The 23550-nt window shown below is 44.2% G+C and carries 22 protein-coding genes and 1 riboswitch; of the genes, 8 read left to right on the top strand and 14 right to left on the bottom strand.

The genetic code is table 11. The features are described 5' to 3' along the window. Positions 1 to 43: 43 nt before the first annotated feature. A riboswitch (Lysine riboswitch) is annotated at positions 44 to 220 on the top strand. A 118-nt stretch (positions 221 to 338) separates the two neighbouring features. From dapA to L1286_RS15475, 4 genes are read left to right on the top strand one after another with little or no spacing between them, the layout of a single operon-like run. Next, positions 339 to 1223, top strand: a complete 885-nt coding sequence (dapA, locus tag L1286_RS15490; protein ID WP_235407958.1) for a 4-hydroxy-tetrahydrodipicolinate synthase — start codon at positions 339 to 341, stop codon at positions 1221 to 1223. Positions 1224 to 1233: 10 nt separating this feature from the next. Then, on the top strand, positions 1234 to 1974 hold the full coding sequence (locus L1286_RS15485; protein ID WP_235407957.1) for a 2,3,4,5-tetrahydropyridine-2,6-dicarboxylate N-succinyltransferase: 741 nt from the start codon (positions 1234 to 1236) through the stop codon (positions 1972 to 1974). Next, positions 1974 to 3179, top strand: coding sequence for a PLP-dependent decarboxylase (locus tag L1286_RS15480; RefSeq protein WP_235407956.1), 1206 nt, complete (start codon positions 1974 to 1976; stop codon positions 3177 to 3179). Before L1286_RS15485 ends, L1286_RS15480 begins: the two co-directional genes overlap by 1 nt. Before the next feature lie 2 nt (positions 3180 to 3181). Beyond that, positions 3182 to 4294 carry a succinylglutamate desuccinylase/aspartoacylase family protein gene (locus tag L1286_RS15475; RefSeq protein ID WP_235407955.1) on the top strand — a complete coding sequence of 371 codons (1113 nt, stop codon included), beginning with the start codon at positions 3182 to 3184 and terminating at the stop codon, positions 4292 to 4294. A 266-nt stretch (positions 4295 to 4560) separates the two neighbouring features. Here the strand turns inward: L1286_RS15475 and trpS are convergent, their stop codons facing one another. The 3 genes from trpS to rpe are packed head-to-tail and all read right to left on the bottom strand — an operon-like array spanning position 4561 to position 6938. Next, on the bottom strand, positions 4561 to 5565 hold the full coding sequence (trpS, locus tag L1286_RS15470; protein ID WP_235407954.1) for a tryptophan--tRNA ligase: 1005 nt from the start codon (positions 5563 to 5565) through the stop codon (positions 4561 to 4563). Positions 5566 to 5574: 9 nt separating this feature from the next. Further along, positions 5575 to 6249, bottom strand: a complete 675-nt coding sequence (locus L1286_RS15465; RefSeq protein ID WP_235407953.1) for an HAD family hydrolase — start codon at positions 6247 to 6249, stop codon at positions 5575 to 5577. Next, positions 6249 to 6938: a ribulose-phosphate 3-epimerase gene (rpe, locus tag L1286_RS15460; RefSeq protein WP_235407952.1), complete on the bottom strand. Its 690-nt coding sequence runs from the start codon at positions 6936 to 6938 to the stop codon at positions 6249 to 6251. Before rpe ends, L1286_RS15465 begins: the two co-directional genes overlap by 1 nt. 172 nt (positions 6939 to 7110) lie before the next feature. Here rpe and L1286_RS15455 point away from each other — a divergent pair, with 172 nt between their 5' ends. Both L1286_RS15455 and L1286_RS15450 read left to right on the top strand, forming a co-directional pair. After that, entirely contained in the window at positions 7111 to 7407 is a 297-nt protein-coding gene (locus L1286_RS15455; protein WP_235407951.1) for a hypothetical protein, read from the top strand. A gap of 27 nt (positions 7408 to 7434) precedes the next feature. Further along, entirely contained in the window at positions 7435 to 7626 is a 192-nt protein-coding gene (locus L1286_RS15450) for a DUF2970 domain-containing protein (RefSeq protein ID WP_235407950.1), read from the top strand. An 8-nt stretch (positions 7627 to 7634) separates the two neighbouring features. On the opposite strand, the gene L1286_RS15445 is transcribed toward L1286_RS15450, so the two are convergent. From L1286_RS15445 to L1286_RS15405, 9 genes are all read right to left on the bottom strand, one after another. Next, a complete protein-coding gene (locus tag L1286_RS15445; protein WP_235407949.1) occupies positions 7635 to 8468 on the bottom strand; it encodes a Dam family site-specific DNA-(adenine-N6)-methyltransferase in 834 nt (277 codons plus the stop codon). Positions 8469 to 8514: 46 nt separating this feature from the next. Further along, complete coding sequence (locus L1286_RS15440) at positions 8515 to 9939, bottom strand: SPOR domain-containing protein (protein WP_235407948.1); 1425 nt, start codon at positions 9937 to 9939, stop codon at positions 8515 to 8517. Continuing rightward, complete coding sequence (aroB, locus tag L1286_RS15435) at positions 9939 to 11009, bottom strand: 3-dehydroquinate synthase (RefSeq protein WP_235407947.1); 1071 nt, start codon at positions 11007 to 11009, stop codon at positions 9939 to 9941. Before aroB ends, L1286_RS15440 begins: the two co-directional genes overlap by 1 nt. Before the next feature lie 27 nt (positions 11010 to 11036). Beyond that, positions 11037 to 11555 (bottom strand): shikimate kinase AroK, encoded by a 519-nt coding sequence (aroK, locus tag L1286_RS15430; protein ID WP_036975093.1) that lies wholly within the window; start codon positions 11553 to 11555, stop codon positions 11037 to 11039. A gap of 152 nt (positions 11556 to 11707) precedes the next feature. After that, a complete protein-coding gene (pilQ, locus tag L1286_RS15425; protein ID WP_442961738.1) occupies positions 11708 to 13735 on the bottom strand; it encodes a type IV pilus secretin PilQ in 2028 nt (675 codons plus the stop codon). Between the two features lie 12 nt (positions 13736 to 13747). Then, positions 13748 to 14284 (bottom strand): pilus assembly protein PilP, encoded by a 537-nt coding sequence (locus L1286_RS15420; RefSeq protein ID WP_235407945.1) that lies wholly within the window; start codon positions 14282 to 14284, stop codon positions 13748 to 13750. Then, positions 14281 to 14886 (bottom strand): type 4a pilus biogenesis protein PilO, encoded by a 606-nt coding sequence (locus tag L1286_RS15415; protein WP_235407944.1) that lies wholly within the window; start codon positions 14884 to 14886, stop codon positions 14281 to 14283. The genes L1286_RS15420 and L1286_RS15415 overlap by 4 nt, the downstream gene beginning before the upstream one ends. Then, the gene (locus L1286_RS15410) at positions 14883 to 15485 is read right to left on the bottom strand and encodes a PilN domain-containing protein (RefSeq protein ID WP_235407943.1); all 603 of its coding nucleotides are present in this window, start codon (positions 15483 to 15485) and stop codon (positions 14883 to 14885) included. The genes L1286_RS15415 and L1286_RS15410 overlap by 4 nt, the downstream gene beginning before the upstream one ends. Continuing rightward, positions 15473 to 16552 carry a pilus assembly protein PilM gene (locus tag L1286_RS15405; protein WP_235407942.1) on the bottom strand — a complete coding sequence of 360 codons (1080 nt, stop codon included), beginning with the start codon at positions 16550 to 16552 and terminating at the stop codon, positions 15473 to 15475. Before L1286_RS15405 ends, L1286_RS15410 begins: the two co-directional genes overlap by 13 nt. Before the next feature lie 226 nt (positions 16553 to 16778). On the opposite strand from L1286_RS15405, the gene L1286_RS15400 reads away from it, so the two are divergent. Further along, a complete protein-coding gene (locus L1286_RS15400; protein WP_235407941.1) occupies positions 16779 to 19226 on the top strand; it encodes a penicillin-binding protein 1A in 2448 nt (815 codons plus the stop codon). Positions 19227 to 19308: 82 nt separating this feature from the next. Here L1286_RS15400 and metL read toward each other — a convergent pair whose 3' ends face one another. Next, complete coding sequence (gene metL, locus L1286_RS15395; RefSeq protein WP_235407940.1) at positions 19309 to 21657, bottom strand: bifunctional aspartate kinase/homoserine dehydrogenase II; 2349 nt, start codon at positions 21655 to 21657, stop codon at positions 19309 to 19311. A 5-nt stretch (positions 21658 to 21662) separates the two neighbouring features. Beyond that, on the bottom strand, positions 21663 to 22886 hold the full coding sequence (metB, locus tag L1286_RS15390; protein ID WP_235407939.1) for a cystathionine gamma-synthase: 1224 nt from the start codon (positions 22884 to 22886) through the stop codon (positions 21663 to 21665). Between the two features lie 331 nt (positions 22887 to 23217). Between metB and metJ the strand changes: the two genes are divergently transcribed. Further along, on the top strand, positions 23218 to 23538 hold the full coding sequence (gene metJ / locus L1286_RS15385) for a met regulon transcriptional regulator MetJ (RefSeq protein ID WP_235407938.1): 321 nt from the start codon (positions 23218 to 23220) through the stop codon (positions 23536 to 23538). Positions 23539 to 23550: the final 12 nt, after the last annotated feature.

Here is a 23550-nt window from a genome sequence, read left to right as displayed (position 1 = left end):
CTCCTGACCCTATTATCGCAAAATAGCACATTGTGCTGTTTTGAGGGCTGGAAGAGGTGCGTTATTCAGGTAGCTAAGTTGAGGAGAGCAAACTCCGTAGACACTGAGTGAGGGGAATTAACGCCGAGAAAAATCCGCATTTGCTTTGTGGCTTTTTCGGGCGCTTGGGCTGAATCCCAACGACTGTCACCAACATACTTGGTGGAGAGCTTCTGGTCTTAGAAAGGTAAGGCCAGCCTTACGCTTTTTTAAGTCCATTGCTCTTCGAATTTTAATTGTTCGAGAGATGGGCTGCTCACACGCTCCCTGCTATCGAACAGCATTTAAGTTCGGTAGAGATGAATTCTAACTATACCTTATCTGACTACCCATTGTGGACGGCATTAGTCACGCCGTTTGATGACAATAATCATGTTGATTTTGCGACTTTAGAGTCTTTGGTTAACGCGCAACAAGCCGCTGGGAATGGCATACTTTTGCTCGGCAGTACTGGCGAGGGCCTGGCGCTTTCACAGATTGAGCAGCGTGAAATTGTTGACTTTGTATGTAACTTATCACCATCAGTGCCTTTAATGGTTGCGGTTGGCGGCTGTGATTTAGCGCTGCAACTGGAGTGGGTGAATTACTGCAATAATAAGCCGATCGACGCGTTTTTACTGGGCTCCCCGCTCTACGCAAAACCGGGGAATGTTGGCCTAACCCATTGGTTTAAAACCTTACTGGACGCCAGTGATGTTCCATGTATGTTGTACAATGTACCTGGACGTAGTGCCGTTTCGATCAGCCCTAATGTCATCGAAAACCTGTCCTCGCATCCAAACTTATGGGCACTCAAAGAAGCCAGTGGTGACATTGCAACATTTGAATCTTTTCGTAAAGCTTCACCTGACTTAGCCATCTTTAGCGGTGATGACGGTCTGATGCCTTACTTTGCGCAAGCCGGCGCTACTGGCTTAGTTTCTGTTGCCGCCAATGCATGGCCGAAGCAAACTGCGGAGTTTGTACACCGCTCACTTGCAGGCACATTCCCTAATTTATTTACCACATGGACCGATGCAGTAAACAGTTTATTTAGCGTCGCAAACCCTATTCCGGTCAAGGTCCTAATGCACCTTCAAGGTCAGCTTTCAACGCCTCGTTTGCGTCCACCGCTGACTCACTTAGAACTGACCGATACAACTTTTATAAAAACAGCAAATTCAACAATTTTATCTTGGAGTTAAGGAAGTAAACATGAGCTGGTTAACCCTATTAAACAATCTCGAAAATGGCACTGTACGTGCGGCAACACAAGATGACCAAGGCAACTGGCATGCGAATGTCGAAGTCAAAGAAGGCATTTTAGAAGCTTTTAGAAATGGTACAAATACAGAGTACCCAGGTGGTTTTGTCGATAAAGATAATTTAGCGCCTCAAGGCTTTGCAGCTGAAGCTGGCGTGAGAATGGTACCAGGAGGAAGCAGTGTACGCCGCGGCGCATACGTGGCAACCGGCACCATTATCATGCCACCGGCATACGTCAATATTGGCGCGTATATCGATGAAGGTACAATGGTAGACAGCCATGCATTGGTGGGGTCTTGTGCACAAATTGGTAAAAATGTACACCTGAGCGCTGCTGTCCAAGTAGGCGGCGTGCTCGAACCCGTTGGCGCCAGCCCTGTGGTTGTCGAAGACAATGCCTTTATCGGTGCAGGCTGTGTACTCGTAGAAGGAGTGGTCATTAAAAAAGGGGCGGTACTTGCACCTGGCGTGCGTTTATCTGCCAGTATTCCCGTATATGACTGCATTAACGAGCGTGTACTAGATAAAGGCGAAGCGATTCCTGAGAATGCAATCGTTATCCCAGGGTCACGCCCTGCTAAAGGTGAATGGGCACAGCAGCAAGGTCTTAGCCTCTCTTGCGCTTTGATAGTTAAATACCGTGACGAACAAAGTGATGCAGCACTTGAATTAGAAGAGGTGCTTCGCTAATGCAAACCTTGAGTACGCCTATCAAAGCAGCGATAACTGAACTAACAACGACGCAACATGAGCCATTTTATCTGTATGACTTGGACAAGCTGGCTCAACACTTACAAAGTATCAATGACCAGTCGATTGTTAAGCTATGGTACGCAGTCAAAGCCAACCCACTTTCGAGTATCATTCAAACACTAGATAACGCTGGGTTTGATTTTGATGTTGCAAGTAGTGGAGAATTAAAGCAAGTACTGTCTCAAGGTATCGACGCGAAACGCGTACTCAACACTGGACCTGCTAAATCAAAACGTCAAATAGAAGAATTTCTAAGCCTAGGCGTTACGACGTTTGTTGCAGAAAGCGTCAATCAAGTTATTTGGTTGCAAGACGCTGCACGCAGACATGACACCCAACTACGCATTTTATTGCGTGTTCAATTACGCTGGCCGAATAATGAGAAAAACCCACTTGGCGGTGACAGCTTAACGCCTTTTGGTTTAGGCGCTCAAGCGTGGTCGGCATTGTGTTTGTCAGACTACCCAAACTTAGATTTTGCAGGTCTACATATTTTCCAATGGGGAAATTTACTTGATGCCAGTAAACTGACCTCCCTTTGGCAACAAATGGTCGAGCCGCTCGTGGCCTTAGCAGGCCAGTTAAACATGACTTTGCGCATTCTCGACCTCGGTGGTGGTTTGGGTATACCTTACAACCATCAACAAGCACCCATCGATTGGCAGGCTATTTTATCTAGTCTAGAGCAATTTAAAGTTCAAACGAATATTGAGGAGCTCTGGATGGAGCTCGGCCGTTATGCAGTTGGAGAGTGTGGATATTACGCAAACCCTGTAATAGAGCAAAAACAAAACTATGGTACACGCCAATTAATTATGGCGGGCGGGATCAACCACTTATTACGTCCAGCCGTAACAGGCCAAGCTTTTCCTGCCAGTTGCCTACGAAGCAGTCAAGCAGCGACAGCGTCATTTGCATTGCACGGTCCACTGTGTACCGCATTAGACAGTTTAGGCGAACATCAGCTGCCTGATGATATAAATGAACACGACTGGCTTGTCTTCAGTCAATGTGGAGCTTATGGGTTTACGGAGAGTATGCCTTACTTTTTATGCCATGCGCTACCCGCAGAATACACCTACCAAGCAGGCGAAGTACGCTGCGCACGCTCGAGCCTAACACCACAAGCGTATTTGAGGTAACGATGAACCAGATCACACAACATACAATTCAAGTCGGAGAGCTTGCGACCGGCCAGGCCCTTACCATTCCAGTCTTTACAGTTGGAGAACAAGGTGATGGCCCTCACGTGTATATTCAAGCCAACATGCATGGCGCTGAAGTACAAGGCAATGCCGTGATTTATGCGTTACTTGAAAAATTAAAATCGGTGCCGCTTGCAGGCTCTATTACATTGGTGCCTTATGCTAACCCGATTGGTTGCAATCAAAAATCAGGTGAATTTACGTTAGGCCGTTTTGATCCGATTACAGGCGAAAACTGGAATCGGTTATATCATGATCACAGCCACCTTATAGCGGAGTTTGTCACGCACTTTAAGGATGAGCCTGAAGAAACCATTCGCCGTGAATTTAAAAAGCGATTGATAGAGCAAACACAGGCATTAATTGGTGGACCACAGCACCGATTAAAAACAGGCAAGCGCATTGCCCTGCACCTTCAACATTTGGCACATCAAGCCGACTTCGTATTAGATTTGCATACTGGCCCTGTATCCTCAAAGCATCTCTACTGCCCTGAGTATGCCCAAGAAAGTGCAAAACACTTTGATATTCCGCATACTTTGCTGATCCCCAATGAATTTGATGGCGCGATGGATGAAGCTTGTTTCTGTCCATGGTGGCAATTAAGTGACGCTTTTGCTGCGCAAGGTCGTGAACTCTCGACCTTGGTCGAAGCCTTTACCGTCGAACTGGGGTCGCAAGAGCACATTGATCTGAAAGAGGCCGAGCATGATGCCAATAGTATTCTTAGTTACCTCACACACAAAGAAGTTGTGCTTGGAGGAGGCTATCAACCACGGTCGATTACCCGATATGCCTGTTATTTAAAAGACTATGTCGCGGTCTATGCCCCTATGGGAGGCATGGTCGACTACCACGCATCATTGGGTTCTCATGTCAAAGCCGGTGATTCACTCGCAACCATGTTACGTTTGGACAAATACAGTGAAGGTGAGGCACTCCAACCCGTCCCATTTGCACAAGATGGCATCGCAATTTTACATTTTGCATCCGCCAGCGTGAACCAAGGCACAGAGCTGTACAAACTATTTACCAATTACTTCGAATTATAAGACCCACTTCTGCCAACACCAGAAATGGGACCAGCGCATTGCGTGAGAGTAGGTAGGTCTATGACTTACTTGCTAAGGTGTGGTGACTTTGTCACCCCCTTTTTTAATGCTATTTTGCTAACATAGATAGTCAGTAAAATGCGCACAATTCATCACTTAATCAAATCACAATACTCACATGATGTACGTAGTTAGCCTCATCTATCAAGCACAAAAAAGCCAAAGCTTTTAAGGCTTTGGCTTTTTAAATTGCATCAAAATAGCGGTTAAGGGCGAGGGATAAAGCCTACCGCATCGAATACTGATTTTAATGTTTTCTCAGCACGCTCACTGGCTTTTTCTGCACCACTGCGCATAATATTTTCCAGTAAAGTTTGATCTGCTCTAATCTCCTGGAAACGAGACTGAATAGGCGTCAGCATTTCAACCACGGCTGCTGCGGTGTCCTTTTTCAAGTGACCATACATTTTGTCTTCGTACTCTGGTACCAATGCTTCCACCGAGCGACCTGTAGCGACTGAAAGAAGAGTCAGTAAGTTAGACACGCCAGGCTTTTCTTGACGATCAAAATAAATGCGTGCTTGCTCATCAGAGTCTGTTACTGCTTTTTTCAGCTTTTTCTCAATTTTCTTTGGCTCGTCTAATAACAAAACAAAGCCATTCGGATTATCATCTGATTTAGACATTTTCTTCAGAGGGTCTTGAAGACTCATTACACGCGCACCCAACTCAGGAATATACGGTTCTGGGACTTTGAAAACGTCACCGTAAATATTGTTAAAGCGGGTTGCAATATCACGTGTTAGCTCCAAGTGCTGTTTTTGGTCATCGCCAACCGGGACTTGATCTGCCTGGTATAGCAGGATATCAGCGGCTTGTAACACGGGATATGAAAACAGCCCCACATTGACGTTGTTTGCATGCTTTGATGATTTATCTTTAAACTGCGTCATGCGGTTTAATTCACCCATCTGAGCATAACAGTTAAGCACCCAACCCAATTGCGCATGTTCCGGTACATGAGATTGCACAAAAAGCGCTGATTTTTCAGGATCAATGCCACATGCCGTGTACATGGCAATACCATCTAGCACACGTTCACGCATAGCCGCAGGGTCTTGACGCACAGTGATGGCATGAAGATCAACCAGCATAAAGAAACAATCGTGATCTTCTTGTAGCTTAAGCCACTGGTTTATGGCACCTACGTAATTGCCTATTGTCATACCACCGGTTGGCTGAATGCCACTTAATACTACTGGTTTAGTCATCTTGTTCCTTTATTTCAATTCTGATTTATTTAAAACAGGGATTATATCTAAGAACCTATCGTAGAGGTACTCTGGTTTCAACTCCTGCAAGTCGAAGCCTTGATTGTACCCATAGGTTAATGCGATTACTGGCATACCCGCATTATGTGCAGCCAAGATATCACTTTTTGAGTCGCCAACCATAATTGCTTGTTGTGCGGTGAGGCCAAGCTGTTCGCAGGCAACATGCAGCAGTTCTGGATCTGGCTTTTTGTTTCCATCATCACCACATACAATAACATCAAAGCATGTATCAATGTTAAGTTTTTGCAACAAGGTTAAGGTAAATACTCTATTTTTATTGGTGACCACTGCTTTGGGTACATCCGAAAGCTCTCTGAGTACACTTTCAACTTCAGGATACAGTTGGGCATATTCACCAACGAGATGTTGGTAATGCAGCTTAAATTGTTCGATGGCCTGTGCAATAAGCGTGTCTGACAAATCTGGACTCACCTCAAAGTCACAACTGAGTCCACGCATAACGAGTTTATCAATGCCGTTGCCTACCCAATGCCTAACTTGTGCTTCAGACACTACAGGAAACGCCACGTCAGACAGCGCTAAATTCAGGGCTAAATGCATATCTTGGACGCTGTCAACTAACGTTCCATCTAGATCAAAAATAACACCTTGATAACTCATTAGCGCGCCTTTGCAAGTTCTTTACGCATTGCATCAATAACCGCTTTGTAATCTGGCTGATTAAAAATTGCTGAACCTGCTACAAACATATCAGCACCGGCCGCCGCAATTTCAGCAATATTATCAACTTTCACACCACCATCCACTTCTAAGCGGATCTTTCTTCCAGACGCGTCGATACGCTCTCTCACTTGTTTTAGTTTATCTAAAGTCCCAGGAATAAAGCTTTGGCCGCCGAACCCAGGATTGACTGACATCAATAATATTTGATCAACTTTATCCATTACATAATCAAGATAATGCAGTGGCGTCGCAGGATTAAGCACCAAACCGGCTTCACAACCATGTTCTTTAATTAATGCTAGGCTGCGATCAATATGCTCACTGGCTTCAGGGTGAAAGGTAATGATATCCGCCCCAGCCTTGGCAAAACTCGGGATTAAAGAATCCACCGGTTTTATCATTAGGTGAACGTCAATGGGAGCCGTAATACCATAGCCTCTAAGCGCTTCACAGATCATTGGGCCAAATGTAAGATTCGGCACGTAATGATTGTCCATAACATCAAAGTGCACAACATCAGCGCCGGCATTTAGAACACGTTCAACATCGCTTCCCAGACGTGCAAAGTCTGCCGATAAAATAGATGGCGCAATTAAAAATTCAGGCTGTGAACTAGCTAAAGACATGGGACCCCCTTCAAGTAAAATGTCGACGCTACTTTAACCCAAATTGTGCTCAATTACACGACTAACACAGGTGCAATTTGCGAGTAAATGACAGTAATCGTAGATAAAGCGATTGTTTAATAAACATCCATAGTGTAGTATTAAAAGATAGCTCATCGCTGAGGGGATAGTTATGGCAACATGGCTTAAAACACGGACGGTATTGTTTGCAGCAGCTGCTGTGGTTTCAGTAGGTGTATTCTCAATTGGAAACGAAGAGATTGTGGTTACAAAGTACGAGCAATGTCAGTGCACCAATTCTAACTATAATAATTACGATATTCCGTACTGTAAACGTGAAGCACATACAAGTTGGTTTGCTTGGTTGACTGGTGGCAGCAGTAATGCACAGTTTCACTACTTAGACTTGTTAGAACTATTGATTGGTTCTGATGACAAGCAAGACACTTCGTCGATTTCACAATTCTAATGCTACGCGCAGCTTGGACGCTTAAAGATGACTTTTATTAATCTCATTCAAAGCGTCCTAGCAGCGATGTTTGGCGTCCAAAGCAATAAAAAATATCAGTTCGATTTTCAACAGGGGCGATTCTGGCATTATGCCGTGGCAGGAACCATTTTTGTTGTTCTGTTTGTGGTCTCACTTATCTTCTTAGTCAACGGCATTCTCGATACACACCATCAATAGCGGCTAAGTTACTTAGCGCTGTACAAGGCCATTAATTCGTTTACTTTATTCCGTGAGTTTCCTTTGGGACTAATGGTTCTCTTTACTTGGATAACATCCAGTTTAGCCTGACTGTAGATTTTCCGAGTCCACACTGTGTCATGATTGGAAATCAAAACAGGCTTACCACTCTTAAATGCCGCTTTTTCTGCTAAGTTCGCGAGCTCGGCTTGATCATCCAGATTGAATCCCCCTTTGGCATAACTGGTAAACGAGGCAGTTTTACTTAAAGGTACGTATGGAGGGTCGCAGTATATTACCGAATTTCTGGGCAACGCATTAAACACTTGCTCATAGCCTACGCAGGTAAATGTGGCTTGCTGTGCCTTTTCCGCAAAGTAGTACAGTTCATTTTCAGGGAAGTAAGGGCGTTTATACTTACCAAATGGGACGTTAAAAATCCCCTTTAAGTTGTATCGACAAAGCCCATTGTAGCCATGACGATTCATGTATAAAAATAAAATGGCGCGCTCGTAAACATCCACACACTCATTGAATTGCTTACGATATTCATAATAGGCTTCAGGGCAGTTATTTTGCTCAACGAAAAGCTTTTTCGCATCGCTGATAAACTCATCAGGAGCGCGTTGTAATTCTTTGTATAAGTTGATCAAATCCGCATTGATATCATTGAGAATATAGCGTTTAAAGTTGCTATTCAGAAACACAGAGCCAGCACCAACGAATGGCTCGACTAACGTGTCAGCCTCATGGTTAGCACTTCTTAATCGCTTAGTAATGTCTTCTACTAAACTATATTTTCCACCTGCCCATTTGAGAAAGGCTCTGGTCTTTTTTTGCATGATCGATCTAATTACCCAAAAGTAGCGCGATTTTACACTATTTTTCCTATTGTGACTGTTGGATTTGTTGCTTTATTTGAGAGATCTGCTTAAAAAATGGTTTTGCAGCTAACAATTCTATGGGTAGATTGGCGCGCGCGTTTTTTGCGTCATCTAACTGTTCGAATGGCGCCAAAGTAACAAACCACCATGTTTTCCCATTCCGTGTTACTTCTGCAACTTTGAGATTGTCCCGTGGATGCGCTGTAATGAACTCATCAACCACCTTCCTATCTGTCACAGCCAACAATTGAATTGTCCATTCGGTATTTGGACGAGACATAAACCAAGCGTTATTATTGCCCGATTCAATAGATGGCAGGGTTAACTCAGATACTTCGGTATGTGCTTGATGGGTAAAGCTCTGTGGCTGTTCAGGGATCGGTACAACCGCCTCTGCGGTCTCTTTTGAAGCCATGGTCTCGTCTTCCTCGGGAAGGTCGATGCGCTGCGGCTCAGCGTTTTCTATTCCGGGTTTTATATGGTTAGCAGTCTCTAATGGTGTTAACAATGCTCCCAATACAGCCGAGACTTGGCCAGACTCAGCATTCGCAGGCTCCTCTTTACTGACAGCCGCAGTTTGAGACTCACGACCCACCTCGTTGGATTCCTTATTGCTTAATACTTGCTCTGCAACCAACACGGTTGGTTCAGACAATACGGAAGTACTTGGTTTGGCGACACTCTGACGCTGTTCAAACATATTCAACAACTGCTTGTTATACAACACAGCCACCAAACACAAAGTCAATATGACTGAAAACGCGGCAATAAAATAGTGCTTCTGTTTACTTTTAACCGTGGGTTTGGCTCTGAGATCCAAACTTTGACTCTCTTTTTGCCAATCTAGTAGCACACTGGGATTGCCATGGGCTTCGGCAACAAAAGTGCTAAAAATAGGATCATCCTCGGGCGGCAACGCTTTGAAGAACATTTTCAAAAGTTGTTTTGACTCTGAAAATGTCAGAGGCTCAAGGTGAATATCCAGTGCCCCCGGCAACATACCCGCAGATTGCGCCGTGAGCAAAATATACAAGGTACTAGGCGCTTTAATGGCCAAAATCTGAAGCTCAGCAACGAGTTCATCACTGAGATGGCGAGCACCATCAAGGACCCACAAACATGGCTCAGCGGGTTGCTCACCATGCAATACAAAAAAGTTTTCAGATAAAGAGAGTTTTTGATCAACCACAGGAGAACGAAATGTGTGCTCCATAAGTTGACGGATGATATCAACATCTTTGCTTTGCGCGGAGAGCTGAATAAAGGCTTTAGAGAAATCTTCGTACTTGTCTGTTATGAAGCTTTCCGCCAAATAGCTTTTACCTAGACCGGAGTGACCTACCAAGCAGATTAAGCTCTGACCGTACTCGAATTGCATTGCAATTCGATCTACCAAGGCAGCTCGGCTTGGTAATATTTGAGACTGCATTACTGCCCTATTAAATTACCAACACTTTCATCAGAAACATCATCGACCAATGCACATACGCCCAAAGCCGTCGGGACGATAAAACGAATTTTACCTCGTTTGTTCTTTTTATCTTTGCGCATGTGATGGATAAACTGCTCAGCCGTCATCGTACTTGGTGGCGTAATAGGTAACTGATACTGAGCAAGTAGTGTACGCACGCGATCAACTTCTTGAACCGTAATATCACCGCGATGATGGCCTAATACCATTGCAAGCACAATACCGGCAGAAACCGCTTCTCCATGCAGCCAATTCCCATAGCCCATTTCGGCCTCTATGGCATGACCAAAGGTATGACCCAGATTTAATAGTGCTCTTAGTCCGGCTTCTTTCTCATCTTTGGCAACAATCTCAGCTTTAATCTCACAACAACGGAAGATCACTTGATTCAGCGTGTCCGTATCCAAAGCCGTCAGTTGTTCTGATGCACCTTCTAGGATAGCTAAAAACTCAGCATCATAAATAAGCCCATATTTAATGACTTCAGCCATACCAGCCGCAAATTCACGAGGCGGTAAAGTGCGTAACGTATTCGTATCAATGAAGACGGCCTTAGGTTGGTAAAACGCACCGATCATGTTCTTGCCAAGCGGGTGGTTAACTGCTGTTTTCCCCCCGACGGAAGAGTCCACTTGAGAAAGCAATGTGGTAGGAATTTGAATAAACGGCACACCGCGTTGATAAGCGGACGCCACAAACCCAGTTAAATCACCGATCACCCCGCCACCGAGTGCAATAAGACAAGTATCGCGACCACAGTTATGCTCTAGCAAAAAGCCACATATCTGTTCAAACCACTCTAAGGTCTTAAACTGCTCACCGTCTGGAATAATAAAGTGTAAAGGGGAGAGATCATTTAACTGCTCTTGTAAAGCCGTCAAATAAAGAGGTGCAATGGTTTCATTGCTGATGATCACAGGACGACTACTGCCAATATGTTGCCTAAGTCGCCCCTGATCGGACAATAGATTTTGACCAATATAGATGGGATAGCTACGCTCGTTCAAATCCACATTTAATTCAAGCATCACCACTCCCTCCTTTTGTATTGGATATTAGAAATCTAGTTTGTCGATAATTTGATTTGCAACCACTTTAGCACTTTGCTCATCAGTGCGCACAACGATGTCAGCAACTTCGCTGTACAAATGATTACGTTGCTCTGCCAAATCTTCTAAAATCTTTCTTGAGTCTTCACCAGTTTGCAACAGAGGTCGGCGCTTATCTCGCTGTGTTCGTGCCACTTGTTTTTCAATTGGCGTTTCTAAATACACGACTATCCCACGAGCTGACAGTTTGTTGCGCACTTCTTTACTGATCACTGAGCCACCGCCTGTTGCCAGAACGATGCCCTGTTTTTCAGTCAGATCTGAAATCACAGTTTCTTCACGCTTACGGAAACCTTCTTCTCCTTCAATATCGAATACCCAAGCGATATCGGCACCCGTACGGCGCTCAATTTCTTGATCCGAATCGAAAAATTCAAGGTGTAACTGATCGGCAATGTGACGACCAATTGTGCTTTTACCAGCCCCCATAGGGCCTACTAGAAATATATTACGTTTCTCAGCCATATCTTATTTAGTACAAACGAACTCTAAAATTTGAAATAAAACCCCGCCTAACGACCTGGCCCCAAAATTAAGGAGGGGATTATCTCAGTATTCCATTCGAAATTTCAAGTCCAAAGGCGCAAATTCCACCTTTATTTGTTAATTTCTCGTCATTACAAATTATCATTCATAATTCTAGGTGTGACAAAAATCAATAACTCTCTCTTTTCATTGATTTCTTTCGTGTTTCTAAAAAACATGCCTAAATAAGGCACGTCACCCAACAGTGGAACTTTACTGACTGCATTGGTTGTTTCTTGCTGATAAATACCACCAAGCACCACGGTTTGTCCATTGTCGACTAATACTTGAGTCTGTATTTGTTGGGTGTTTATTGCCACCGCAGGACCATTTGCGGTCTGTACTGTATCACCTCGCGTATCTTGGGTGATAATTAAATCCAAAATTATTTTATTGTCCGGTGTGATTTGAGGCGTGACTTCAAGGCTTAAAACCGCCTTTTTAAACTCCACCGATGCCGCACCACTGGACGTTGCTTCTACAAACGGGATCTCAGTACCTTGCTCTATACGCGCTGTCTTTTGATTCGCCGTTGTGATACTGGGCGTTGCTATGATTTCGCCTTTATTTTCCTGCTCAAGCGCTGTCAGTTCTAAATCAATTAACGTGCCGTCAGAAAGTTTTGCGATATGCATACCAATACTGGCCGCTGTGCCTTGCACTGGCAAGTTCACATTGAGTCTATCCGATAACTGCGGGATAGTACCACCGGACAACAACTCCGTCGCGGTCAAATTACCTGAAATCGCATCAGTTCCCTGCTGGTCACTAAACCCCCAACGGATACCGAGATCTTCTTGTACGTTGTCTGTCACGGTCACCATACGTGACTCAATACGTACTTGCTTAACTGGTACATCCAGTTTTTCTACCATGCGCCGCACATTTTCAATACTCCGCGCGGTATCTTTGATTAATAACGTGTTTGTACGTACATCCACAGACACACTACCACGTAAGCTAATGATAGAATTAACATCTGTTTTCAATAAATCAGAAAATTCTTGTGCCTTAGCGTAGTTGAGCTGGATATATTCAGTATAAAGCGGTTCTAGCTCTTCTACTTGCTTTCTGGCTTGTAACTCTTTTGCCTCACGTGCACTCAACTCTTCTGAAGGCGCAACCATTAGGATAGAACCTTCCATACGTTTATCCAGTCCTTTCACCCGTAAAACCACATCTAATGCTTGATCCCACGGTACACCATCAAGACGAAGTGTAATATTACCCGATACAGAGTCACTGGTTACCAGGTTAAAATTATTTGTATCAGCAATTATCTGTAATACAGATCTTACCGGAATATCTTGGAAATTTAGCGTAATAGGCTGTCCTTGATAGGACTTTTCACCGCCAAAACTAAATTCATTTGTGTCTTTTTCGACTGTGAGCGTAAAAATGTTTTCCAGCTGTTGGTAATTAAACTTAAAAGCAGCATTAGGCTCAATGACAATTCGTGTTTTATTGTCTTCTCTAAATGTTTCAATTTTACTAACAACAGTACCAAAATCTGTGACATCTAACTCGTATAAGTGATCATCAGCAATACTAATATGATGGAAGTCAGCAATGATTTTATCGCCAACTTGCTGTACATCAATTGCACTTTGAGACGTATTTAGAAAAGCCAGGATTTGCGCAGCGCCCTTTTCAGTTCTTTTGAAGTCAATACTTTGAATGCCATTTATATATTGGTTCTCAGCAGCAGTTGCATTGGGGTCTGGGATCGGTTGATCTGAAACTTGTAGATAAACTAAATTGTTTTTTACCGTGGTTTTATACAACTTGAGTGCATCTAAAGCGATGCTTATTTTAAAACCACCATCTTCCATATAACTGCTGATAGACTGAATACCAGCCTTATTGATTGTTAATTGTTTAAGGCTTTCTTCAAACTCAGCATCGGAAAAAAAGAGCTCCAATCGTGCTGGGTCACTTAATACTTGTACCTGAGGCTCGATATCAAGCTGCTCATCAAATACCAACTGTAATTCAGTTTCACCAGAAGGGACTGGATTGTATCGAATATCGTACAGCATAGGGATTGCTTGTGAGAGCATTGAAGCCCCAAGCAGTGCTCCACCGATAAGCGTTTTCGCTAGATTGCGCGTCATAGTCATTTCACCTTTTTATTATTCGCTCGCGCCAATTTCATCAGCTTCTGGCATTTCTATCGTAGTAAGACGTTCTTTCCAACAACCTGAGCCATCCGGGATGAGCTCCATCAACTCAACTCGATCGGAAAATACGCCGACAACTTCTCCGTGGTAAAGTCCCATGTATTGTCCTTCTTTTATTCTATATAGACCCTGATCCGCGGCTTTAATCAACGCCCACGTAGAGGCATTTGTCGCAATAATCCCTTTCATAACTAAATTATCTAACGGAAATTTTTCCAATGGATCTCGTGCTCTTTCTGGATCAGGGTGCAAGCAGTTTTTTATCTGCACCAGTCGATTCTCAATGACTTCAGGCTCAGGTGCCACAAATGGACTACGCAAATCGGAAGCCTGGTAAGCAAAATGCTCAAAATTCATCATTTCAGGGATCGGCTCTATGTAAGGTGTCGCGCTCGCTTGCACCTTATCTATGTACTCTTTTTGTTCCGCCGTGTCGTCATTACACCCAGCTAACAACACAATTATGAATGCCGGTGTGAGCCATTTCATTGGCTTTCCCCTTGCTCATACCGATATGTTTTAGCCACCACGCCAAATACCAATGCATTGTTACCCGCATTCTCAATTCTAAAATCATGTAGACTGACAATTCGAGGAAGCTGCGCAACTTTACTGACAAACTCGCCAAATTCATGGTAGCTTCCAACGACTTCCAAATTAATAGGAAGTTCCGTATAAAACTCTTTTTTAACTTCAGGCAACCAGCCAATTTTCAAAAACGTTAAACCGCTCGATGTCCCGACATAAGTTAAGTCATCCAGTAACCCCGGCGTTTCATTCGATGTTGGCAGTTTGCGTAGCAACTGAGAAAACTGGTCTTCCATATCGAGCATTTGCTGACGATATAGTTCCAAGTTATTAGAACGACCATACTTGATACGATAGCTCTTGCGTAATTCCTGTTCTTTCCTTACAGCCCCTTCATACCGATCGATAGAAGAGGAAACCAACATAGTGTAACCCACAATCAGCATGATGAGCACAACCATGGCACAGCATAAAGCTTTAACGGGTAAGGGCCACTCGCCAATATTATCTAGCTCTATTTCATTCCAGTCTATTTCTTGTAGTGCTTTTACATCCAATTTCATGTAGCAGGTACCCCAGACTTCGTGTCATCTCCTTGCTGACGCTCTTGTTCCATTTGTTCAAACGACTTAACGTAAAAGTGCATCATAAAATCGCTTAATAGCCTGTCGTCGTTACTCCCTGCTACAATACCTTGAATAACGGGGCGTTCTAGCAGGTAAGATGATTCAACTGCACGGAGCATCTGCGACAGGCGATTATTTGATTCACTTCGCCCAATCACTTTAATCATATCCCCAGAGCGTTCAAGGCTTGTCAGATAAACACCCGCGGGTACCACCCTTGCCACTTCGTCGATGATTTGAGTGCCCAAGTTTCGGTTGCTTTGCAACACTTCGATTAAGCGAATACGCCTTTGTAGATTCTCTTTTTGTTTGTTCAAGCCTTCAATTTCACCAATGCGCTTGTCGAGTTTGACGATTTCGCCCTGCAAGTAACGGTTTTTTATTTCTTGCCCTTGACGCAATCCGTCATAAAAAGTGCCCATCAAGTACATCAGTGCCAAACTGCTTGCCACAATCACAGCCAAAATCGTTAAAAACTTTTGTTGTGATGCTTGGCGCTGTTGCTCACGCCAAGGCAAAAGGTTTATATGTGGCATGTTGAAAAGCTCCTCAAGGCCAATCCAGTGGCTATCGAAAATTGCGAGCGGTGTCTATTGAGTACACTTCTATCGACCTTAGGCGCCACTTCCATATTCGCAAATGGATCGCCAATAATACTATGTACGCCCAACTCATCTACCAACAATCGATCCAATCCTTCTACTAACGCAGTGCCACCCGTTAAGATAATATAGTCAACCTGATCATGACCACTGGTTGTCATAAACATCTGTAACGCTCTTCTGATTTGCTGCAACAGAGAGGTTTGAAAAGGTGCCAACACTTCAAATGTGTAGTTGGGTGGCAAATCACCTGTCGTTTTCGCAAGTTCAGCTTCATCGAAAGTTTTATTGTAGTACGCAACAATGCTGTTCGTGTACTGTTCGCCGCCAAATACTTGATCTCGCGTATAAAGCGTTTTACCAGACTGGACAACACTGATCAAAGTAACAACAGCACCGATATCAATAATAGCAACAACTTTGTCATATGCATCAGAGGGCAATTGCTCGTACAATACGTCTACAGAACGCGCTAATGCATAACTTTCAACATCCACCACCTTGGCCTTGAGCCCTGATTCTTCCAAGGCACCAACTCTCGCTTGCACACTTTCAGTTCGAGCCGCAGATAAAAGGACATTCACTTTGGAGGGGTCCGCTTCATTCACCGAGAGCTTTTCAAAGTCTAAACTGACTTCATCCAGTGGGTACGGGATTAAGCTATCCGCTTCAATGGCAATTTGAGATTCCAATTCAGCATCTGTTAAAGACACATCCATAAAAATCATTTTGGTGATAACTGTTTGCCCAGATACCGCAACCGAAGCGTACTGTGTGCCTTTTGGTAGACGTTTTTTTAGTTTTGAAATGATGCGCCCAATTGCTTCGATATCTTGAATTGCACGCTCTTTCATGGCGCCTTTTGGTAAGGGTTCAATTGCAACCGCTTCGACTCTAAAACCAGCACTGGATTCTGCGAGAAGCACCGCCTTGATGCAATGTGACCCAATGTCGATCCCAACCATTAGCGGGGCGTGCTTTTTAAATATTTGATCAAACATGCAATTAACCCAAATATCTTATTAAGTAGTTATCTTGGCGTTATCTGTTAGAAGTTAACATAAGATACGCCTTAAGTATTATGCATTATACTTACCAAACAACTTCGGTGCATCTTTTAACACCTGTCCGGGCAGAAGAATTTACGTAAAAGTTATTAATCGTTTTTTAATCAGGATATACTAACAGTGTCCAATAGCAATTGGGAGTCTAAGTAGGGATAAATTCGTGAATTTATTAAAAAGATTATTACAGACTGTTTTCGTTTTTGGCCTTTTTGGCGTATTGATTCTAATCGGCTTGTACTTCTATGTGAAATCCGACATTCCCAGCGTCAAAGTGTTAAAAGACGTACAGCTACAAACCCCAATGCAAGTATTTACACGGGATGGCAAGCTTATCAACCAATTTGGTGAAAAGCGTCGTATCCCTGTGCAAATTGCGGATGTCCCCGAACCACTGTTAAATGCTTTTCTTGCAACAGAGGACAATCGCTTCTATGACCATTTTGGCATCGACCCCATTGGCATTGTGCGTTCTTTCATCGTTTTGGTTAGCACAGGCCAGAAAAAGCAAGGCGCCAGTACCATTACGATGCAGTTGGCAAGGAACTTTTTCTTAACCAGAGAAAAAGCCTACATCCGTAAGGTCAAAGAAATTTTCATCGCCCTACATATTGAAAGGTTACTGAGCAAAGACGAGATTTTAGAACTCTATCTCAATAAAATTGAGCTGGGTCACCGCTCGTTTGGTATTGGTGCTGCCGCACAAGTATATTATGGCAAAGAACTACACCAATTAACGCTCCCTCAAATGGCAATGATTGCAGGGTTACCAAAAGCGCCTTCTGCGCTCAACCCTATACGTAACCCTACCCGAGCTAAAGCGAGAAGAAATGTCGTATTAGGTCGAATGCTGGCTGAAAAGTATATTTCACAGTCAGAATATAATGACGCGGTGAACGCGCCTATTACAGCAAAGCGCCATGGCGCAGAAATCGAACTCTATGCACCGTATATTTCAGAAATGGTGCGAGCGTACATGGTCGAGAAATACGGTACAGATACTGCCTATAACTCTGGGTTCAGAGTATATACAACGATAGATGCTGCAACTCAGGCTGCCGCGCAAAAAGCCCTCATAGATAACCTTCACGCCTATGACAAACGCCATGGTTTTAGAGGCCCTACCGCGACCTTTTGGCAAGAAGATGAACGCCCTTGGTCTCAAGAAAAAATTATTGCGCGCTTGCAAAAAGTCAAAGCAATCGCCCCTTTGCACGCAGCTGTCGTCACCGCTACCGAAGCACAAACTGCATCGGTGTTGCTGCGTAACGGTGAAACCATTACGCTTGATTGGCCAGCTCTGAGCTGGGCAAGAGCTTATATCAATGAAAAACGTCAAGGTAGAGCGCCAAAAGCCGCATCTGAAATACTCAAACCTGGCATGCAAATCTGGGTCAGAAACGTAGACGAACACTGGCGATTAAGCCAATTACCACAACCCTCAAGCGCGCTTGTATCATTGAACCCTCAAAGCGGCCAGATCAAAGCGCTGGTTGGGGGCTATAGTTTTAAGCAAAGCCAATATAATCGGGCAGTACAAGCGAAACGTCAGGTTGGCTCTAATATTAAGCCCTTTATTTATTCGGCAGCGCTAGAGTCAAACTACACATTGGCGACCATCATCAATGATGCACCTATCAATCACTGGGATAAAAGCCTTGGTGTTGCCTGGCGCCCGAAAAACAGCCCCGATGTTTACAGTGGACCTATCCGAATTCGGCGAGCTCTCGCGCAATCTAAAAACGTCGTGTCAGTGCGATTGATGCGCGGAGTGGGCTTAAATGATACCGCTGATCATATCCTCAAATTTGGCTTCAAAGACGAAGACGTTGTGCGCAGTGAGTCTTTAGCCCTTGGCAGCGCGGCGTTAACGCCACTTGAGATGGCAAGAGGCATGAGTTCATTTGCCAACGGCGGGCACTTGATCGAGCCCTATTTCATTGAACGAATGACCGATTCATTCGGTAATGAACTGGGCACTGCCAGCCCACTCAAAGTATGCAATGAGATAGAACTGGAGCGCGACCCATATATTTGTGCCCCGCGAATCATCTCAGAGAAAAACGCTTTCTTGGTTGCCGATGCACTGAAAAGTGCCATTTGGGGTGGCGGAAGCTGGCGCCATAAAACGGGTTGGACGGGCACAGGCTGGCGCGCACAGTCTTTAAAACGCAAAGATTTAGCTGGCAAAACAGGCACCACAAACAATGCCGTCGACACATGGTTCACAGGTTTCAACCGCAATGTATTAACCACGGTTTGGGTTGGCTTTGATGATGCGAGCAAACCTCTTGGCCGTGCCACATACAATAGTAACCTAGGCAAACAACAAATTGTTGGGGGAGAAGCCGGTGCAACCGCAGCACAACCCGCTTGGGTTCAATATATGCGCCATGCACTCAAAGAGGAGCCTCTAGCTCCCATCGACCCACCCCCAGGTTTGGTTTCCGTGCGCATTGATTTAAAAACGGGCCTGTTGAGTGAAAAAAATGACTTCACCAGCCGTTTTGAATATTTTGAACGAGGTACGGCCCCCACCAAATATGTATTGGACTCAGGCGGAAGTACGCCGTTTGAAGACTCACTACCCGCCACAGAAGAATTGTTCTAAAAAGAAAAAAGGCCATGCAATGCATGGCCTTTTTAGTCGGCAAGTTTAACGTTCGACATTCGTTAAAAACACGCCCGAATCTCTATTTTAAATTCTGGGTCAACCAGTATAGATCGGAATGAATACCGGCGGCTGTCACTTCTTTTCCGGCACCAGGTCCTTGTATCACAAGTGGATTTTGCTGATACCACTGACTGGTGATCACAAAAATATTGTCACCCGGTGTAAGATTAGCAATCGCACTGCCATTATCGACATAGGCAATGCCTACTTTTGCCGTTACTTTACCTTGTTCATCAAGGTCTAACGCACCAGTATAACGCAACGCCTTGCCATCACGCTGCGCCTGCTCTGCACGTTCAGCATAAAACTGGTCAAGGTCCTGCCTGTTAGCAAGAAATGTATTCCAATCCCCCTCAGCTAGGTGTGCCGGCATTAAAGGTTCAAGTGCAATGTCTTCCACATCCAGTTCAATGCCTAAATCTCTAGCCAATATCAATAACTTGCGCTGCATATCTCGGCCGGACAAGTCCTCTCTAGGATCCGGCTCTGTATAACCCATTTGTTGAGCCTGAATCACCAAGTCAGAAAATGGCTGAGCTCCATCATAGCTGCTGCACAACCAAGATAATGTACCCGAAAAAACCCCTTCAATACGCGTTATTTGATCACCGCTGTTTTGCAAGTCAGCCAATGCAAAGTTAACGGGCAAGCCAGCACCGACACTTGTGTTATAGCGCCAATGCAAATTGCGTTCTTGTAACTGCTCTAGCAGTGTCTCATACCAATCACGCGGAGCTGTTCCGGCATATTTATTGGCACTGATCAAATGACAGTCCTGCGCTATAAAGCTTGGGTACATATCACTGAATACGTCACTGGCAGTGATATCTATCACCACTTTGTGCTCATAATCCAGTTCACTGATACGCTCAAGCAACTCAACTTGCGTGTACTGTTGAGACTCACTGCGCCACTGCTGCTGCCAGTTGCCAATGCTGATCCCACTCGGGCAAAATAGCATCTCTTTTGAGCGTAAAAGCGCCACGATTTTCAAATCGAATACAGTTTGTAGTTTCTTGACTTGCGCTTGACACTGCTCAACAAAGACCTCACCAACGTTGCCGAGGCCAGCAATAATGACCGCTATCTCGCGGCCTTTGTTGACCAGTTTGTCGTGTAATATTGCAAGCACATCGCTGTCAATCGATTGATCTGTCAAAAACAGGGCATAATTGCTGCCACTGTGGGTAAAGCGGACCACGACATCTTGATGCTCTAATTCTATCGCCGCTTGCTGACTCAGTTGCGCCACTTCATACTCTGGCGCCACCAATGCAACTCCCCTTAGGTGTGTTTCAACGATATTACTGCGTCCTTGTAGGTGAGTGATCACAGCATGAGTATCATTACTGGGCACTAATAAGTAATCTTCACCACCTTTACTAAAGTGGTGAATACTGTGTTGAATAAGCTGGCTTAAGGTTCGTACTTCACCATGAAGTAATGCTTCAACACGGATTAAATCAAGCTCTTCAAACGTGGTAATAAAGCGTTTCTCTTTGCTATAGCCCTGTTTAACAATCTCGGTCCCGATCACTTCTGGGTCATAGCTACTACGCACTTGCAACTTAATATTGGTATCTTTTAACGGAGACAAAGTCTTCGCGTGCAATACAGGGTTACCCAAACGCGCTAATAAATTTGCTTGCACTCGACACACTTTCGGATATTTTAAAGCTGAACTGACCTTGCGCGGATCAGTGCTGAATACACCTTGTGTATCTGTCCATATCGACACGGCTTCTGCATCAATATAATTGGCTAACAGTGTCGCACTGTAATCACTGCCATTGCGCCCAAGCGTGATGGTGTTTTCATCACAATCTGCAGCGATAAACCCTGTTACAACATTAATTTTGCTGGTATCGATTTTCGATAAACACGCTTGTTTATTTTGGGCATGTAATAACTGACCTTGATGCTGGGTAAACAATCCACGCGCATCCACATCTGACGCCGCAACATTAAGCGTATTTAGGAGGTGCGCTAACAACCTTGCTGACCACACTTCACCATGAGCCAGTAAAGTCGCCTCATGCAAGGTACGCGCATGGGCAGACTTAGCAATGGTTACTAATTCATCTTGCAGTTGACTGCGAAGTGCCTGAGCAGATTGCTCTGAGAATAGCTCGCTCAGTAACTGGCGTTGATGGTTTTCTATTTGCAGTAATATATCGTTAAATGCTTTTTCATCCTGCTGTTCGTAACTTTGCCACAGTTTTACCAATGTATTGGTCGTTTTACCAGCTGCAGACACAACAACACAGTCACCGGCTTGACACTGACCAAGCACGATATTCGCTACCGCTTTATACCTTGTGGCTGAACTTAAGCTAGAGCCACCAAATTTATGTACTACTTTTGTCATTTTAATTACCACAATACCGTATGAGCAGGAGAGAGCTTAAAGTCTTTAGCGCTATCAGAATCACCGTGTGTAGCTGACTGGATCTGTTTAAATGCTTGTTCAATATCACCAAGCAAATCCGCTACATCTTCAATCCCAACTGAAATACGAATTAGCGTATCACCTACACCTGCCTCTTTACGTGCCTGTGCATCCATGCCTGCATGAGTCATTGTTGCCGGATGACAAATCAAACTTTCAACGCCTCCTAACGATTCAGCCAAGGAGAACTGAGTCAATGAGGTGAGGAATTTAGCGGAGTCCTCAAGGCCTCCCTTAATATCAAAACTCACCATACCGCCAAAGCCATGTTGTTGCTTTTTAGCAAGCGCATGCTGAGGATGAGAGGCTAGACCGGGATAATACACCTGCTCAACAAAAGGTGACGCCTCTAGATACTTTGCAATTTCCAAGGCATTTTGCTCATGTTGTTTTAAACGCACTTTTAGCGTTCTTAGCCCACGTAAAGTTAGGTAGCTGTCAAATGGAGAGCCTGTTATACCAATATTATTTGCCCACCAAGCGAGCTCTTCACCCAACTCTTGCGTACGGGCAATCACTGCGCCGCCAACCACGTCTGAATGTCCATTGATAAATTTGGTCGTGGAGTGCACAACAATGTCCACGCCAAACGCAATTGGATTTTGAAGTGCTGGAGATAAGAACGTGTTGTCTGCGGCAACCAATGCACCACAGCCATGTGCCGCGTTTACAACGGCCTCAATATCCGTGAGCCTTAAGATAGGATTACTTGGTGTTTCTATCCAAACTATCTTCGGCGCGATCTCTGCTATCTGTGCAAGGCTTTCAGGCTTAGTCAGATCTAAAACAGCCACTTTTAATAAACCGCGCTTTTCTAAGGAAGTAAACAGACGGTAGCTACCACCATAACAATCATGTGGGATCACCAACGTATCATCATGATTGAGTAACTGAGTAACTAGGTGCACCGCAGCCATGCCCGTTGCTGTGATGATACCCTTTTCGCCACCTTCAAGCTGCGTCAGCGTGTCGGCTAAAATGTCTCTATTCGGATTTCCACTGCGCCCATAATCGTAATCTCGTTTCTTATCAAAATCGGCAAATGAGTAGGTAGTAGAAAGATAAAGAGGCGGCACAACTGCGCCATGGTGCTTGTCGGCATCAATGCCATTTCTAACTGCGATAGTTGACTTGTTGCTTTGGCTCATAGGTCACCTAGATACTTGGATGTTTAGACGTCTAAAAGGTTAGATGAACAAATCAAAGAAGTCAAAACATTTATACTTCTATATGGCTAAATAACTAGTATTTGACTATCTTATTCAAACCGATAAAATTTCGCCACTAAGCGATCTCGTATGTAAATAAGACTGAGTCTTTGACCAAATATGGCAAAAGACGTGTTGTTCTGCCACTAATGTATAAAGTGACACTTTTCTTGAGTTGATCCACTTTAACGATACCGTCTGCAGTTCACCCTACGTGCAAAAACACAGTCTTATTTGCATCCCAAGTAAACACTGAGGCAAGTACAGAATTATGGCTAAATGGAACGGTGAGTATGTTCACCCTTATGCAGAACACGGTAAAAAATCGGAGCAAGTGAAAAAAATCACTGTCTCTATTCCTCTGAATGTGCTTAAAGTACTAACAGATGAAAGGACTCGTCGCCAAGTAAATAACTTACGCCACGCGACCAACAGTGAATTATTGTGTGAAGCATTTTTACATGCCTTTACAGGACAGCCTTTACCAAATGATGAAGACCTAAGAAAAGATAACCCTGAAAAAATCCCTGCCGAAGTACGTCATATTATGGAAAAAATGGGCTTGGATATTCCAGAGATCAACGAAGAATAAAATTACGCTTCG

Source organism: Pseudoalteromonas sp. SMS1, assembly GCF_021530565.1.
Classification (GTDB): domain Bacteria; phylum Pseudomonadota; class Gammaproteobacteria; order Enterobacterales; family Alteromonadaceae; genus Pseudoalteromonas.
The sequence above is the reverse complement of the archived record's forward strand: the minus strand, read 5'-3'. Positions and strand labels throughout refer to the sequence as shown.